The sequence below is a fragment of the Actinacidiphila alni genome, from assembly GCF_900112845.1.
Taxonomy (GTDB): domain Bacteria; phylum Actinomycetota; class Actinomycetes; order Streptomycetales; family Streptomycetaceae; genus Actinacidiphila; species Actinacidiphila alni.
On the sequence record NZ_FONG01000026.1, the window covers coordinates 40300 to 54812 of the forward strand.

Annotated in this window: 16 protein-coding genes; 10 read left to right on the forward strand and 6 right to left on the reverse strand. The window is 72.5% G+C overall.

Features of this window, described 5'->3' with window-relative positions; all coding sequences use genetic code 11:
* The first annotated feature begins 43 nt into the window (after positions 1 to 43).
* Entirely contained in the window at positions 44 to 184 is a 141-nt protein-coding gene (locus tag BM076_RS36880; RefSeq protein WP_093717103.1) for a hypothetical protein, read from the forward strand.
* Positions 185 to 292: 108 nt separating this feature from the next.
* Here BM076_RS36880 and BM076_RS31205 read toward each other — a convergent pair whose 3' ends face one another.
* From BM076_RS31205 to BM076_RS31220, 4 genes are all read right to left on the reverse strand, one after another.
* Positions 293 to 904 carry a MarC family protein gene (locus BM076_RS31205; RefSeq protein ID WP_093717104.1) on the reverse strand — a complete coding sequence of 204 codons (612 nt, stop codon included), beginning with the start codon at positions 902 to 904 and terminating at the stop codon, positions 293 to 295.
* 239 nt (positions 905 to 1143) lie between these two features.
* The gene (locus BM076_RS31210) at positions 1144 to 2001 is read right to left on the reverse strand and encodes a PHP domain-containing protein (RefSeq protein ID WP_093717174.1); all 858 of its coding nucleotides are present in this window, start codon (positions 1999 to 2001) and stop codon (positions 1144 to 1146) included.
* A 105-nt stretch (positions 2002 to 2106) separates the two neighbouring features.
* Entirely contained in the window at positions 2107 to 2745 is a 639-nt protein-coding gene (locus BM076_RS31215) for a DUF6758 family protein (RefSeq protein WP_093717105.1), read from the reverse strand.
* Positions 2746 to 2889: 144 nt separating this feature from the next.
* Positions 2890 to 3483, reverse strand: a complete 594-nt coding sequence (locus BM076_RS31220; RefSeq protein WP_093717106.1) for a suppressor of fused domain protein — start codon at positions 3481 to 3483, stop codon at positions 2890 to 2892.
* Positions 3484 to 3877: 394 nt separating this feature from the next.
* Here BM076_RS31220 and BM076_RS31225 point away from each other — a divergent pair, with 394 nt between their 5' ends.
* Positions 3878 to 5014, forward strand: a complete 1137-nt coding sequence (locus tag BM076_RS31225; RefSeq protein WP_093717107.1) for a magnesium and cobalt transport protein CorA — start codon at positions 3878 to 3880, stop codon at positions 5012 to 5014.
* Between the two features lie 18 nt (positions 5015 to 5032).
* On the opposite strand, the gene BM076_RS31230 is transcribed toward BM076_RS31225, so the two are convergent.
* Positions 5033 to 5986 (reverse strand): DMT family transporter, encoded by a 954-nt coding sequence (locus BM076_RS31230; RefSeq protein WP_093717108.1) that lies wholly within the window; start codon positions 5984 to 5986, stop codon positions 5033 to 5035.
* A gap of 129 nt (positions 5987 to 6115) precedes the next feature.
* Between BM076_RS31230 and BM076_RS31235 the strand changes: the two genes are divergently transcribed.
* From BM076_RS31235 to BM076_RS31255, 5 genes are all read left to right on the forward strand, one after another.
* Positions 6116 to 6637: a hypothetical protein gene (locus tag BM076_RS31235; RefSeq protein ID WP_093717109.1), complete on the forward strand. Its 522-nt coding sequence runs from the start codon at positions 6116 to 6118 to the stop codon at positions 6635 to 6637.
* Between the two features lie 341 nt (positions 6638 to 6978).
* Positions 6979 to 7512 carry an EF-hand domain-containing protein gene (locus tag BM076_RS31240; protein ID WP_093717110.1) on the forward strand — a complete coding sequence of 178 codons (534 nt, stop codon included), beginning with the start codon at positions 6979 to 6981 and terminating at the stop codon, positions 7510 to 7512.
* Positions 7512 to 8657, forward strand: a complete 1146-nt coding sequence (locus BM076_RS31245; RefSeq protein WP_093717111.1) for an isocitrate/isopropylmalate family dehydrogenase — start codon at positions 7512 to 7514, stop codon at positions 8655 to 8657. Before BM076_RS31240 ends, BM076_RS31245 begins: the two co-directional genes overlap by 1 nt.
* Positions 8654 to 9364, forward strand: a complete 711-nt coding sequence (locus BM076_RS31250; RefSeq protein ID WP_093717112.1) for a cysteine hydrolase family protein — start codon at positions 8654 to 8656, stop codon at positions 9362 to 9364. Before BM076_RS31245 ends, BM076_RS31250 begins: the two co-directional genes overlap by 4 nt.
* Entirely contained in the window at positions 9364 to 10305 is a 942-nt protein-coding gene (locus BM076_RS31255; protein WP_218160132.1) for an SAM-dependent methyltransferase, read from the forward strand. The genes BM076_RS31250 and BM076_RS31255 overlap by 1 nt, the downstream gene beginning before the upstream one ends.
* Here BM076_RS31255 and BM076_RS31260 read toward each other — a convergent pair.
* Complete coding sequence (locus BM076_RS31260; RefSeq protein ID WP_093717114.1) at positions 10278 to 11003, reverse strand: hypothetical protein; 726 nt, start codon at positions 11001 to 11003, stop codon at positions 10278 to 10280. The genes BM076_RS31255 and BM076_RS31260 overlap by 28 nt on opposite strands.
* A 223-nt stretch (positions 11004 to 11226) precedes the next feature.
* Between BM076_RS31260 and BM076_RS31265 the strand changes: the two genes are divergently transcribed.
* Genes BM076_RS31265 through BM076_RS31275 form a run of 3 tightly spaced genes read left to right on the forward strand, consistent with a single transcriptional unit; the run spans position 11227 to position 14403 of the window.
* On the forward strand, positions 11227 to 12642 hold the full coding sequence (locus tag BM076_RS31265; protein WP_093717115.1) for a magnesium transporter MgtE N-terminal domain-containing protein: 1416 nt from the start codon (positions 11227 to 11229) through the stop codon (positions 12640 to 12642).
* On the forward strand, positions 12629 to 13213 hold the full coding sequence (locus tag BM076_RS31270; RefSeq protein ID WP_093717116.1) for a DUF1003 domain-containing protein: 585 nt from the start codon (positions 12629 to 12631) through the stop codon (positions 13211 to 13213). The genes BM076_RS31265 and BM076_RS31270 overlap by 14 nt, the downstream gene beginning before the upstream one ends.
* A gap of 32 nt (positions 13214 to 13245) precedes the next feature.
* Positions 13246 to 14403, forward strand: coding sequence for an Mrp/NBP35 family ATP-binding protein (locus tag BM076_RS31275; protein WP_093717117.1), 1158 nt, complete (start codon positions 13246 to 13248; stop codon positions 14401 to 14403).
* The last annotated feature ends 110 nt before the right edge of the window (positions 14404 to 14513 follow it).

Sequence of the window (14513 nt, forward strand, 5' to 3'; positions counted from 1 at the left end):
TTGGTTGACCACACATGTAACGCGCGACGAAGGGAGAAGCCCCATGCGCTTCGAGATCATGCGCCTCGACGACCGCAACGGCAATGCCGTGGACAGCACCGTCGTAGACGCCTCCGCCGTCAACAAGATCGTGCAGCAGGCCGCTGCCATGGGCCAGCGCATCTACATCCGCCCCGCGGACTGACGACACCACAGGGCCGACCGGCCCCCACGCATCGGCGCCCCGTACACCAGACGTACGGGGCGCTTTCGCGTACCCGGGCGCGTCACCGGCCGCGGGTTCACGACCGGCTCAGGCGCCCTCGCCGTGGATGAAGCCGAAGATGCCGTTGGCGATCTGCTGGACGGCGATCGCGGACAGCAGCATGCCGGACAGCCGGGTCACCAGCACCACACCGCCCTCCTTGATCAGCCGGATGATCGCCAGCGAGTAGCGCATCGTCAGCCACAGCACCGCGTGCATCGCGATGATCGCGGCCCACACCGACACCTGCGAGCCGAAGCCGTCGGCGTGCTGCACCGCCAGGATGACGGTCACGATCGCGCCGGGCCCGGCCAGCAGCGGCATGCCGAGCGGCACCAGGGCGACATTGACATCCTTGGTCTGCGTCGGCTCGTCCGCCTTGCCGGTCAGCAGGTCGAGCGCGATCAGCAGGAGCAGCAGCCCGCCCGCCACGCGCAGCGCGGGCACCGACACATGCAGATAATCCAGGATCTGCTGCCCGCAGATGCCGAACACCGTGATCACGCCGAGCGCGACCAGCGCCGCCTGCCAGGCCATCCGGCGCTGCACCTTGGTGGCGCGCCCGGACGTCAGCGCGAGGAAGATGGGCGTGATACCGGGCGGGTCCATGATCACGAAGAGCGTGACGAAGACCGACCCGAAGAGGGTGACGTCGAACATGGGGGGCTTTCTGGTGTGAGAGGGATGGGACTCGGGAGCGCCTGCGGGGGTGGTGCCGGGCGCGGGACGGCGCCCGGCAGCCGCGGTCCCCGGCGGCGGGAAGCCCCGCGGGGAGGCCGTCGGCCGACAGCGAATCCGCATGGGGGCGGGGAGGTGGGAAACCGCACAGCGCCGCAGGCGCGGGTCCCCGGGCACCCGGGCGGCACCCGGGGCGCGAGGAGCGGGGCCGCGTAGCGGCGCTAGACGGCGCTGATCGGTACCGCGCCCGTCGCCCGCCGGGCGATCTCGCGGTACACCTCGGGGTCGGTCACGAACTCCCCGAGCCGGACCGTCTTACGGCTCCCGTGGTAGTCGCTGGAACCGGTGACCAGCAGTCCCGTCTCCCCCGCCAGGGCCCGCAGCCGCGCCCGGGTGGGCGCGTCGTGGTCGATGTGGTCGACCTCGATCCCGTCGAGTCCCGCGGCGGCCAGTTCCGCTATCACCGGCTCCGGCACCGTCTCGCCCCGCGCGTGCGCGCCCGGGTGCGCGAAGACGGTCACGCCGCCCGCGCCCTTCACCAGCCGCACCGCGTCGAAGGGGTTCAGCTCGTGCTTGGGCACATAGGCCCGGCCCGCGTTGGTCAGCCAGTCGTCGGTGAAGGCGTCCGAGACGGTGGGGACGACGCCCAGCTCGACCATCGCGGTCGCGATGTGCGGCCGGCCGACCGAGCCGTCCCCGGCGATCTCGGCGACGCGTTCCCAGGTGACGGGCACGCCGAGGCCCTGGAGCTTGCCGACCATGGCGCGCGCCCTGGGCACACGGTCGTCCCGTACGAGTTCCCGTTCGCGGTCCAGCTCGGGCTCGGTGGGGTCGAAGAGGTAGGCCAGCATGTGCATGCTGATGCCGTCGATCCGGCAGGACAGCTCCGCGCCGGTCACCAGCGTCAGGGGGGCGCCCAGCGCCCGCAGTTCGGCCGCCGCCTCCGCGTACCCGCCGACGGTGTCGTGGTCGGTGAGCGCCACCACGTCCAGGCCGGCGCCTGCCGCGGCCCGTACCAGTCCGGCCGGGGAGTCCGTGCCGTCGCTCGCCGTGGAGTGGGTGTGCAAGTCAATGCGCACGGCGGGCTCCGCGGGGTTGCAGGGGGCGATCGGACCGCTCGCCAGCATACGCGGTCCGTACACGCGTTCCGGCCGCGGCGGATTCCGCCCGGGGCCGGCTACGGGTCAGCCGAGCAGGCGCGGCGACAGGGCGCCGCACGGCAGCATGTCCACCTCGGCGCCCGCGTCCCGCAGATCGGTGAGGACCAGCTCGTCGTACATCAGCAGCCCGGTCTGCTCGGGCCAGACCACGGCCCACAGCCACAGCCCGCGGGCCTCGCCCGCGAAGACGACGCGGTCGTCGGGGGCGCCGCCGACGTGCCAGAGCGGGGTCGGCCGCCCGGCGGCCAGCACCTTGGCGTGCGGCGGCTTGTCGACGCACATGCCGGGGCCCGGGTCGGGACCGGGGATCCCGGCATAGCGGGCGCCGAGCCCGACGCCCAGCTCCTCGGCGATCAGCATCAGCTCGCCGGGGCCGCCGAGCGGTCCGGGGCCGGAACAGGCCACGGCGGTGGCCCGGCCGCCGCTGCGGTCGTCGCCCGCGGCGGCCACCCCGGAGAAGAGCCAGCCGACGGGCAGCGGCCACGGCATCCACACCGGTACCTGCGCGCGGTGCACGACAACGCCGAGCGCCTCGACGCTCGGCGGTACGACGGGTTGCAGCGGATGCACGGTCCCGTGCTCATCGCACTGCCAGGAGTCGGCGAAGAGGCCGGGCGCCCTGACCCTGCCACCGCACTTCGGGCAACTGGGTTCGCCCCTCATACCGCCCAACGGTCCTCCGGGTATGTGCCGCCGTCAAGGACGATCACCCGGGTGGTTGCACGCTCTCGCCCGTTGGGCCGCATACGGCGTACGGCGGCCGGACGCGCCGGGCGGGGCGGCCGGGTCAGTCGGATCAGCCGGGATTCAGTCGGCCAGCGGCACCGCGGCCCGCAGCGGGTCGCGCAGATCGGTGCCGTGGGTGAGCCAGCGCTCCTGGAGGGCGGCGGCGCCGCGCACCCGCTTCCAGGCGCTCTCGGCGGGCGTCATCGGCAGCAGCGGCAGGAAGCGGACCGGGTCGTGCGGCGGGTCGAGCTCCAGATCCTCGACCAGGCCGCCGGCCTCGGCGACCAGCACGGAGGTGAAGGGCGCGCCCGGCCACAGCGGCTCGCCGACGTCCAGCGAATTGCCGGGCGCCACGACGACGCCCTCGACCTGGGGCGAGGCGGCGAGCACCGCGAGCGGGCGCAGCACCTTGTCGGTTTCGGCCAGTCCCGCGCGCACGCTCAGCAGCAGTTCCGCGCGCGGGCCGCGTACCGGGTCGGGGAAGGGGTCGGTGGGATCCGTCATGGGCCGGCCGGACATCCCGAGCGTCGCATAGCGCCACAGGCCGAGGGATTCGTCGGAGAACCGGAGCACCTCGATGCGCTCGGCGCCGAGGAAGGTCACCGCGGCGCGCGCGTCGGGCTCGCCGAAGGCGGAGCGCAGCCGGGCCTCGGTCAGCGTCAGGATGTCACCCATGCGGCGAGCATAGATCGCGTATGGAACCGGCCAAGCGCGGTCTTGCGGGCATGCGGAGTTGGTAAGGTGGGGTGTTCATGTGAGACGTCCCCCAGCGGGGAACGGCCGGAGGAGGTGGGGACTGCAATGGATCCGAGTCGACCGTGCAGTACCGGCAGCTCTTCCGAATGCCTCCCCGTGATGTGAGCCTGCGCGCTACTTACCCGGCCCCTGTGCCGTGAAACGCGTGACTTTCACGATGTGCCCGCGGAGTGCCCGAAGCGACTCCGCGTCGGAAGAGCGCCCTGAACTGCCTGTGATCAATGTGGTCAATGTGATCGATCAGTCCTGATCCGCATTCAGTCAGCTTTCAGTGCGGCGTGATGCCGTCGGCCAGTCCGTGAAGGAGCTTGCCATGTCGATGATCCGTGATCTGCGCGCTGTCGTACGTCCCGCGCTGCGCAAGAACACCGCGTCCTACGACTACGGGCCGACGCATGACGTCTCCGCCGCCGGGAGCGCGGTGGTGGACTGCGCCGTCTACCGCGACGGTGTGCGGTGCAGCGACACCATCGACCTGAGCGAGGCGCTGGCGAGCGTGCGCGCCGGGCGCAGCAGTGAGCAGTGCGACGGCCGCGACGGCTTCGTGTGGATCGGTCTGCACGAGCCGACCGAGCAGGAATTCGCGGGCATCGCCGAGGAGTTCGGGCTGCACCCGCTGGCCGTCGAGGACGCGGTCCACGCCCACCAGCGGCCCAAGCTGGAGCGCTACGACGACTCGCTGTTCACCGTCTTCAAGACGATCCGCTATGTCGAGCACGCCGAGCTCACCTCCACCAGCGAGGTGGTGGAGAGCGGCGAGGTGATGGTCTTCACCGGCCGGTATTTCGTGATCACCGTCCGGCACGGCGGCCACGGTTCGCTGCGCTCACTGCGGCACCGGCTGGAGGACGACCCGGAGCTGCTGGCCAAGGGCCCCTCCGCGGTGCTGCACGCCATCGCCGACCAGGTGGTGGACGACTACCTGGCGGTCACCGAAGCGGTGCAGGACGACATCGACGAGGTGGAGATCGACGTCTTCTCCGCCGAGAACGGCAAGCCGTCGCGCGGCGGCGACGCGGGCCGTATCTACCAGCTCAAGCGCGAGGTGCTGGAGTTCAAGCGGGCGGTGGCGCCGCTGCTGCGGCCGATGCAGGTGCTCGGCGAGCGGCCGATGCGGCTGATCGACCCGGAGATCCAGAAGTACTTCCGTGACGTCGCCGACCATGTCGCGCGCGTCCACGAGCAGGTCGTGGGCTTCGACGACCTGCTCAATTCGATCCTCCAGGCCAATCTGGCGCAGGCCACCGTCGTGCAGAACGAGGACATGCGCAAGATCACCGCGTGGGCGGCGATCCTGGCCGTGCCGACGATGATCACCGGTGTGTACGGGATGAACTTCGACACGATGCCGGAACTGCGCTGGCAGTTCGGCTATCCGACGGTGCTCGCGGTGATCCTGGCGATCTGTTACACGATCCACCGCGGCTTCCGCCGCAACGGCTGGCTGTAGCCACCCTGCGGTGACGGCTCAGGCGCTTTTCCGGCGGTCGGCGAGGATCACCAGGGCGAGGCCCGCGAGGATCACACCGAGCGCCGGATAAGCGGCCGCCGGCGGTGTCTGGCCCAGCCACAGCGCGGCGATCAGCGCCGCGCCCGGCGTCTCCAGCAGGATCGCGGTCGAGGTCGTGGACGGGCCGAGACCCCGTACGACCCGGTTGAGCAGCGAGTGCCCGAGCAGTTGGGCGGCGATCGTCAGGGCGACGATCTTCAGCCAGGTCGTCCCGTCGTAGCCGCCGAGCGCCGAGCCGGAGACCAGGCAGGCGGCGAGCAGCACCACGGCCGTGGTGCCGTAGCAGACATAGGTGTACGCGGTGGTGCTCGCGGTCCGGCGCACCTCGGAGCCCAGCAGGACGTAACCGGCGGCGGCCATGCCCGCGCCCAGCGCGAGGGCGTCGCCCGCCAGCGCCCGGGTGTCGGTGGACAGGTCGATGCCGGTGAGCAGTACGACGCCGACGACGGCCAGGACGGTGCCCGCCCACACCAGACGGGGCGGGCGGTGGCCGCGTATGCGCAGGATGAGGGTGGTCCAGATCGGGGTGGTGGTGACCAGCGCGGTCGAGGTCGCCACCGATGTCATCGACAGGCTCGGCAGCCACAGCCCGAAGTGCAGCGCGAGCACCACGCCGGCCAGCAGCGACAGCGACAGCGCGCGGCGGCCCATCCGCCGCAGTTCGCCGCGGTGCCGCCACAGCGCGAGCGGGCTGAGCACGCCGACCGCCATCGCGTTGCGCCAGAAGGCGATGGCCAGCGCGGGCGCGGCCGTGGCCGCGATCAGCGGCGCCGACAGCGAGACGCCCGCGATGGCGACGGCGAGCAGCGAGAAGTCCAGCGTCCGCGCGGCCCCGGGCTCGGCCCCCGGCTCGGTGCCGGGACCTGCGGCGGTGCGGGCGCCGAGCGCGGCGGCGGGCTGCGGGGCGGTCACGGGACTCCTCGTACGGGGGCGGTGCGGTGGCGGGCCGCACGGGCGTTCGGCCGTCACCAGCGTAAGGCCCGTGGCGGGGTGGAGAACCTGTCGTTCCGAAGCGCGGGAGGGCGCGCTTAAAGTGTCCGCATGACGACCGACGCCGCCGTGACGGCAGAGCAGACCGCCCTTGTCGAGGAGGCCACCAAGAAGTCGGGGCTGGTCTGGGTGGACGGTCAGGCGCTGTGGCACGCCTGGGTCGACGACGCGATGTGCGTGGTCGGCGGCGGTGGTGCCGAGCAGCCGCTGCCGCCCGGGCTGGCCGACGGCGGCCGGGCCGAGGTCGTGGTCCGCAGCAAGGACAAGGGCGGCAGGCTGGTCGCCTGGACCGCCCGCGTCGCCCTCCTCCCGCCCGGCGGCGACGCCTGGGAGGCGGCCGTCACCGAGCTGAAGGCCAAGCGCCTCAACGCGGTCGACGCCGACACCGTCACCGACCGCTGGGCCCGCGACTGCCGCGTCTTCCGCCTGACCCCGGACGGCCCCCCGCACCAGCACCCCTCGGCCATGCCCGCCACCTCCCTCGCCGCCGCCCCCGCCCCCACCCCGGCCACCACCCGCCACCCGATCCCGCCGGCCCTCCCGAAGCTCCTCACCCGCCGCCGCAAGGGCTGAGCCGTCGCGGGACCGCCGTGAGGGCGGCTTTCCCCAGGCCGGGCACGGGCGGCCGGGCGCGGCGGCGGGGTGCGCGCTGCTTGCGCCTCCGCACGCCCCCGGGCGGGCGCATGCGGCGGGGGTTCGCGGGACATCTGTCCCGCACGGCCGGCGCTATGCCGCCGCAGGCGCGATTCACCTTTTCGTGCGGTCGCCGCACATTGTGGCCCCAGGGGCGCGGCGCGAGCCGGACAGTGGTGTCGCCGCCGGAATTCGGCCCCCGCGGAATGCGGGCCGGAAAACGGCGGAGCGAAAGGCATTCTCCGGAAAGCTCGGCATGTTCGGAAAGGGCGACGTCACTGATGCGTACCGAGGCCACCGACCGGGTCAGGGTCATTTTCTCGCTTCTCGACGCCAATGGGAACGGCGTACTGGATCCCGACGACTTCGAACTCATGGGACAGCGGGTCGTCGCGGCGGTCCCGGATGCGGACAGCGCCGCGAAGGACGCGATGGTCAGCGCCTTCCGGCGGTACTGGACCACGCTCTCGGACGAGTTGGACGCCGACGGCGACGGCACCATCAGCTGGGACGAGTTCACCGCCTGCGTGCTGTCGCCCGAGCGGTTCGACCGTACGGTCGCCGACTTCGCCGAGGCGCTGGCCCGGCTCGGTGACCCGCGCGGCGACGGCATGGTGCCGCGGCCGGCGTTCGTGGCGCTGATGACCGCGATCGGCTTCGGGCAGGCGAACATCCGGACGCTCTTCGACGCCTTCGGCCCGACCGCCGACGACCGTATTCCGGTGGCCACCTGGGTGGCCGGGATCAAGGACTACTACAGTCCGGAAAAAGCCGGAATTCCGGGCGATCTGCTGGTCGGAAGCGCCGACGCCTGATGGCGCCGGCCGTCGGACTCGCGGTCGGCCGCGGTACGGGAACGGAAATCGTGGCCGTATTCGAGAAAGTGCTCGGTGCGCTCGCGCGCGCCTATGCGGTGGACATCGGCATCGTACGGTCGCCGCGTCTCTACCATTCGTACGTCTCGCTCAAGGAGGAAGGCGGAATCGGCGCGCCGCACGGCGCCGACATCGAGCGGATCAGGGCGCTGACCCGGGAGGACGCCGACCACTACGAAAGCTTCTGCCGCACGCAGGCGGCGCTCGGCACCCGGGCGGTGTTCCGTACCGCGATCAACGCGCAGTCGCTGTATCTGGTCCGGCAGCGGCTCCAGGCGGTGAAGGTCGACACGATCACCTCGCCGGACGCGTCGCTGCTGCTGGTCAGGGACGAGGCCCAGGGCTTCTACACCGGGGAGAACGTGCATGGTCCCGGCATCGTCACCCGGGCCACCGTCTTCAGCCGGGAGATCACCGAGAAGGTCGTGGACTTCGCGCTGCGCCGGGCCCGGCAGGAGTGGCCGGACGGCGAGATCGGCGAGGTGGTCATGGCGTACAAATTCCACCTGCTGGACGGCGCCCTCGACCAGTGGGTCGCGGAGATCTCCGCGCGGCACGGCGTGAACATCAGGCTGTTCCAGCCGGACACGGTCAACCGCAATCTGATCGAACACGGCCCGCTCCCCCGCACCGTCGTGATCGCCGGCAACGAGTGGGCGGACATCATGCATGTGGTGCTGCTCGACCGCTTCGGCTCCGAGCGGCAGGAGAACCGCTGCACCGAGAACGTCCATCTGCTGCCCGAGGTGCACGGCCTGGTCGAGTACCAGACGGTGCACGGCTCGGCCGACGACATCGCGGGCCGGGACACGGTCAACCCGATCGCGACGGTACGCGCGGCGGCGGCGATCGCCGAGCGGCACGCGGGCTGTACGGGAGCGGTGGACGCGGTCGAGCGGGCGCTGGCGGCGGTGGCCGCCGCGGGGGTCCGTACGCCCGACCTCGGCGGCCGGCACTCCACCACGGCGGTGGTGGACGCCCTGCTGGACGCGCTGGCGCGCGACGCGCACGCCTCGGACACCTCGCGAGCACCGGAGGCCGGGAATGCCTCGGGCGCCGGTGCCGCCCTGGTCGCCGGGCCGTGAGCGCGGGCGGGGGAACGGCCTCGGGAGCGGAGCGGGAGGCGAGCGGTACCGCGCTGGTCGTCGTGGACCTGCAGAACGACTTCTGCGCGGGCCCGGTCGCCACCGCCCGCTACGGCGGCGACCCCGCCGCCCTGGCGACCGTCGCCGCCAACTGCGCGCGGGCCGTGGCGGCGGCCCGCGCGCACGGCACCGAGGTGGTCTTCGTGCGCTTCCTCGGTGACATCCCGTACCAGGGCCCGAGCTGGCGGCGCCGCGACCTCACGCTGGGGAAGCGGCCGAAGTGCCTGGAGGGGACGTGGGGCGCCGATTTCCACCGGGTGCGGCCCGCGCCCGGCGAGCGCGTCTTCACCAAGCACGCCTGCTTCGACGCCTTCCTCAGCGACGGCTTCGAGGCCCATCTGACCGAGCGCGGCACCGGACACCTGGTCATGGCGGGGCTGTTCACGGACGTCTGCGTGGACACCACCGCGAGGACCGCGTTCCAGAAGGGCCTGGACATCACGGTCCTGACCGACTGCACGGCAGCCCTGCACCTGCCTGACGAGGAGATCCTGCGGTTCATGCGCCGTGTCTACGGCGCCCGCACCACGACCCACGACGACCTGGCGTCGTGGTCGCGGCCAGCCGCCCAGGGCGAGGAGGAGCTGTGGCCGACCCGGTCGGACGGAATCCCGGTGTGGAGGGCGGCGTCGGACGGACCGCCCTGATGGTCGCCGCGGCCCGCGCCATCGAGACGCACCGCCCGGACGCGCTGGCCGTGGACGGCTACGCGGAGCACTTCGTACGGGCGGCCCGCGCGTCCGCGCACTGGCCGGTGCACCCCCGGCAGGTCCCGGGCGGCGAGGCGCACCCGCTGTGGGGGCGCCTGGCCCGCTACTTCGCGCTGCGCACCCGGGTGCTCGACGACTTCCTGCTCGACGCGGTGGCCGCGGGCGCCCGCCAGGTGGTGCTGCTCGGCGCGGGCCTGGACGCCCGCGCGCTGCGCCTCGGCTGGCCGCCGGGCCGCACGGTGTACGAGATCGACACCGCCGACGTGCTCGCCTTCAAGCACCGCGTGCTGTACGGCCCGGCACCGGCAGGGGGCACCGGCGCCGTGCCAGGACCCGCCACCGGCACCGCGTCCGCCGCCGTACGCGTCCCCGTCGCCGCCGATCTGCGGACCGACTGGGCCGGGGCGCTGACCGGGGCCGGCTTCGACCCGGCCGTGCCGACCGCGTGGCTGGCGGAAGGGCTGCTGCTCTATCTGCCGCGGGCCGCCGAGCGGGCGCTGATGGACACGGTGGACCGGCTGAGCGCGCCGGGCAGCGCGCTGGCGTACGAGGTCAAACTGGTCAGGGAGATGCCGGAGGTGCGCGACAGCCCCGTCTACACCGTGACCGAGCGGGAGACCGGCGTCGATCTGCTGGCGCTGTTCGACGGCGAGCCGCGCCCCGACTCGGCGGCCGACCTGACCGGCAGGGGCTGGTCCGCGGAGGTCCGTACGCCCTTCGACTTCAGCCGGCTGCACGGCCGCGGCCCGCTCCCGGAGCGGCACGACGCGCTGGCCGCCAACCGCTGGGTGTTCGCCCACAAGGCGCGGGTCCGCACGCCCGCGCGGGAACCGGCCGCGGACGGCGGCGGCTACTTGGTCGTCACCGACTTGCCGTAGTCGACCACCGCCGACTTGGCGGGCGCGGCCAGGGTGAATTCCTCGCCCCAGTCGGACAACGTGAGCGTCCCGGCACCGCCCGCGCGCTGGTAGCGCAGCGGATACGGCGTGCCCTTGAGCGAGACGTCCAGCGAGCCGCCCTTGCTGCCGTTGAGCGCGATGGTCTTGACGCCGTCGACCTTGCGGTGGTCGCCGAGCTTCAGCTCGCCGTCCAGCACGAACAGGTCGGCGAGCAGCACCTTCTTGTCGGTGAAGCCGCTGAACTGCTGATACGCCGGGTCCCCCGTGGGCACCTTGACGTATTTGTCGTCGAGCTTCTGGGCGGCGGCCTTGCTGTCCTTGGAGGAGTCCTCGTCGCCGTAGAAGTCGGCGCCCGCCTTGAGGTAGAGGTCGGCGCCGACCCGCAGCAGCTGGAAGGTGCTGCCCTTGGTGGAGACCTCGCCGACACCGCCGGAATCCCGCAGCCGCATGTCGAGCCGGAAGGTCTGGCCCTTGCTGACCACCGTGCCGGCCAGCCGTACCGTGGGCGCGGTCTCCGCGGCCGACTTCGCCTTCTGCTCCACGGTGGCGGGCGGCAGCTTGGCGACGCCGTTGGTGCCCTGGTCCGGGTCGCCGCCCAGGCCGAGGCAGCCGCTGAGCAGGGTGCCCGCGCACAGTGTTCCGAGAGCGGCGGCTGACGTCCGGCGGCCGGGATACACGGGTACTGATCCTCCAGCGGAGACGGCGGGGGCGTGCAGAAGCTACCGCAGGGTACCCCTGGCGGGCACCCCGCAGGGCGGGCAAGATCCACCGGGAGTAGCCTGGCGGCGGATGCTGTACCGCTGGTGTACAGATGATGTGCGGATGATGTGACCGACGTCGGGTGAACCGGAGCTGCCGGAGCAGCCGGAGCGGCCCGCCGAGGACCGGCAGGAGGCCCTGATGGCCGCAGGCACCCCCCGGGTCTTCGTCTCGCATCTGTCGGGCGTCGCGGTCTTCGACCCGAACGGCGACCAGGTCGGCCGGGTGCGGGACGTCGTGGTGATGCTGCGGGTCGGCGGACGGCCGCCGCGGGTGCTCGGCCTGGTGGTCGAGGTGGTCAGCAGGCGCCGGATCTTCCTGCCGATGACACGGGTGACGGGCGTGGAGTCCGGGCAGGTGATCACCACCGGGGTGCTGAACATGCGGCGCTTCGAGCAGCGGCCGACCGAGACCCTGGTGCTGGGCGAGCTGCTGGACCGCCGGGTGCGACTGGTCCCGGAGGACGCCTCCAAGGACGCGGTGGAATCCGTAGAGCCCGTGGAATCCGGCGACTCCGCCGATTCGGGTGAGGAGGTCACCGTCCTCGACGTCTCCATGACCCAGCTCCCGGCCCGCCGCGACTGGGAGATCGACAAGGTCTTCGTGCGCCGCGGCAAGCCCGGCGCGCTGCGCCGCAAGGGCTCCACGCTGACCGTCGACTGGTCCGCGGTGACCGGCTTCCGGCTCGCCGAGGATGGCCAGGGCGCCGAGAATCTGGTCGCCACCTTCGAGCAGCTGCGCCCCGCCGACCTGGCGAACGTGCTGCACCACCTGTCGCCCAAGCGACGCGGCGAGGTGGCCGCGGCCCTCGACGACGACCGGCTCGCCGACGTCCTGGAGGAGCTGCCGGACGACGACCAGGTGGAGATCCTCGGCAAGCTGAAGGAGGAGCGCGCCGCGGACGTCCTGGAGGCGATGGACCCGGACGACGCGGCCGACCTGCTGGCCGAGCTGCCCGCCGACGAGCAGGAACGCCTGCTCGCCCTGATGCAGCCGCAGGACGCGGCGGGCGTACGGCGGCTGCTGTCGTACGAGGAGCGGACCGCGGGCGGTCTGATGACGACCGAGCCGATCATCCTGCGCCCGGACGCCACCGTCGCGGACGCGCTCGCCCGGATCCGCAACCCCGACCTGTCCCCTGCGCTGGCCGCGCAGGTCTACGTCACCCGGCCGCCGGACGAGACGCCGACCGGCAAGTACCTGGGCCTGGTGCACTTCCAGCGGCTGCTGCGCGATCCGCCGTTCACACTGCTCGGCTCGATCGTGGACACCGACCTCCAGCCGCTGTCCCCGGACACCCCGCTGCCGGCGGTGACCAGCTATCTGGCCACGTACAACATGATCTCGGCGCCGGTGGTCAATATGACCGGGTCGCTGCTGGGCGCGGTCACCGTGGACGACGTGCTGGACCACCTGCTGCCCGAGGACTGGCGGGAGACGGATCTGCACGGCGCCGTCGGCCCGCACGCGCACCACATGACGGAGGACGAGGCCGACCGCGACAGGACCGTCGACGGTACGGCGACGACGGGGGTGGACGACGATGGCGGCCGATGACCGGGACCGCCGGCACCCGCCGGGCGCGACCGCCGCCCCGCGCCGACGGGTCCGGCTGGACCAGCCGCGCGCCCCGCGCCGCAGCCTGCTGCCGACGTACGACCCGGAGGCGTTCGGCAAGTTCTCCGAGCGGATCGCGCGCTTCCTGGGCACCGGGCGGTTCATCGTCTGGATGACGGTCCTGATCATCATGTGGGTGCTGTGGAACGTCTTCGCGCCCAAGGACATGCGCTTCGACAACTACCCCTTCATCTTCCTGACGCTGATGCTGTCCCTCCAGGCGTCCTACGCGGCCCCGCTGATCCTGCTCGCACAGAACCGGCAGGACGACCGGGACCGGGTCAACCTCGAACAGGACCGCAAGCAGAACGAGCGCAGCATCGCCGACACCGAGTACCTGACCCGCGAGGTCGCGGCGCTGCGGATGAACTTGGGCGAGGTCGCCACCCGCGACTGGATCCGCTCCGAACTCCAGGACCTGCTCAAGGAGATCGAGGAGCGCCAGGCGGACCACGGGCCCGGGCGGCAGGCGGACCGCCGCAGTGACGAAGGCGACGGACGGGGGCGCTGAACGGGGCCCCGCCACCGCCGTACCATCGACGTATGGCTACCGACCCCGCAGGCTCCACGCCGACCGAAGACGCCGTGCGCGCCGCGCTCGCGACGGTGAACGACCCGGAGATCCACCAACCGATCACCGACCTCGGCATGGTCAAGTCCGTGGACATCGGCGCCGACGGCTCGGTCGACGTCACCGTGTACCTGACGGTGTCCGGCTGCCCGATGCGCGACACCATCACCACCAATGTCACCGCGGCCGTCGAGCGGGTCCCCGGGGTCACCTCGGTACGGGTCGCGCTCGACGTGATGAGCGACGAGCAGCGCCGCGAGCTGGCGTCGTCGCTGCGCGGCGGCCAGGCCGAGCGGGAGATCCCGTTCGCCCAGCCCGGCTCGCTGACCCGGGTCTACGCGGTCGCGTCCGGCAAGGGCGGCGTCGGCAAGTCGTCGGTGACGGTCAACCTGGCGGCGGCGATGGCGGCCGACGGGCTGAAGGTCGGCGTCGTGGACGCGGACATCTACGGGCACAGCGTGCCGCGCATGCTCGGCGCGGAGGGCCGGCCCACCCAGGTCGAGAACATGATCATGCCGCCGTCCGCGAACGGCGTGAAGGTCATCTCGATCGGCATGTTCACCCCGGGCAACGCGCCCGTGGTGTGGCGCGGGCCGATGCTGCACCGCGCGCTCCAGCAGTTCCTGGCCGACGTCTACTGGGGCGACCTGGACGTGCTGCTGCTCGACCTGCCGCCCGGCACCGGTGACATCGCGATCTCCGTGGCGCAGCTGGTGCCGAACGCGGAGATCCTGGTCGTCACCACCCCGCAGCAGGCGGCGGCCGAGGTCGCCGAGCGCGCCGGGTCGATCGCGGTGCAGACGCACCAGAAGATCGTCGGCGTGGTGGAGAACATGGCGGGCATGCCGTGCCCGCACTGCGACGAGATCGTGGACGTCTTCGGCACCGGCGGCGGCGAGCGGGTCGCCGAGGGCCTGACCCGCACGACCGGCGCGACCGTGCCGGTGCTCGGGCAGATCCCGATCGACGTGCGGCTGCGCGAGGGCGGCGACGACGGCCGGCCGGTCGCGGTCAGCCACCCCGACTCCCCCGCGGGCGCCGCGCTGCGCGCCATCGCGGGCAAGCTGGGCGGCCGTCAGCGCGGCCTGGCGGGCATGTCACTGGGGATCACCCCGCGCAACAAGTTCTGAGCGCCCGGCGGGGCCGCGGGACGGCTCCGGGGGCGGCTTGAGCAGGACGCCGGAGGGGCGGGCCGATGATCGGCCCGCCCCTCCGGCGTTCGCTGTCACGGCGCGAGCGG

Coding starts and splice junctions, on each gene's coding strand:
- BM076_RS31245 (WP_093717111.1), top strand. CDS start 7,512: ATGGCGCCGGCCGTCGGACTCGCGGTCGGCCGCGGTACGGGAACGGAA.
- BM076_RS31225 (WP_093717107.1), top strand. CDS start 3,878: ATGTCGATGATCCGTGATCTGCGCGCTGTCGTACGTCCCGCGCTGCGC.
- BM076_RS31235 (WP_093717109.1), top strand. CDS start 6,116: ATGACGACCGACGCCGCCGTGACGGCAGAGCAGACCGCCCTTGTCGAG.
- BM076_RS31255 (WP_218160132.1), top strand. CDS start 9,364: ATGGTCGCCGCGGCCCGCGCCATCGAGACGCACCGCCCGGACGCGCTG.
- BM076_RS31205 (WP_093717104.1), bottom strand. CDS start 904: ATGTTCGACGTCACCCTCTTCGGGTCGGTCTTCGTCACGCTCTTCGTG.
- BM076_RS36880 (WP_093717103.1), top strand. CDS start 44: ATGCGCTTCGAGATCATGCGCCTCGACGACCGCAACGGCAATGCCGTG.
- BM076_RS31270 (WP_093717116.1), top strand. CDS start 12,629: ATGGCGGCCGATGACCGGGACCGCCGGCACCCGCCGGGCGCGACCGCC.
- BM076_RS31275 (WP_093717117.1), top strand. CDS start 13,246: ATGGCTACCGACCCCGCAGGCTCCACGCCGACCGAAGACGCCGTGCGC.
- BM076_RS31220 (WP_093717106.1), bottom strand. CDS start 3,483: ATGGGTGACATCCTGACGCTGACCGAGGCCCGGCTGCGCTCCGCCTTC.
- BM076_RS31240 (WP_093717110.1), top strand. CDS start 6,979: ATGCGTACCGAGGCCACCGACCGGGTCAGGGTCATTTTCTCGCTTCTC.
- BM076_RS31265 (WP_093717115.1), top strand. CDS start 11,227: ATGGCCGCAGGCACCCCCCGGGTCTTCGTCTCGCATCTGTCGGGCGTC.
- BM076_RS31215 (WP_093717105.1), bottom strand. CDS start 2,745: ATGAGGGGCGAACCCAGTTGCCCGAAGTGCGGTGGCAGGGTCAGGGCG.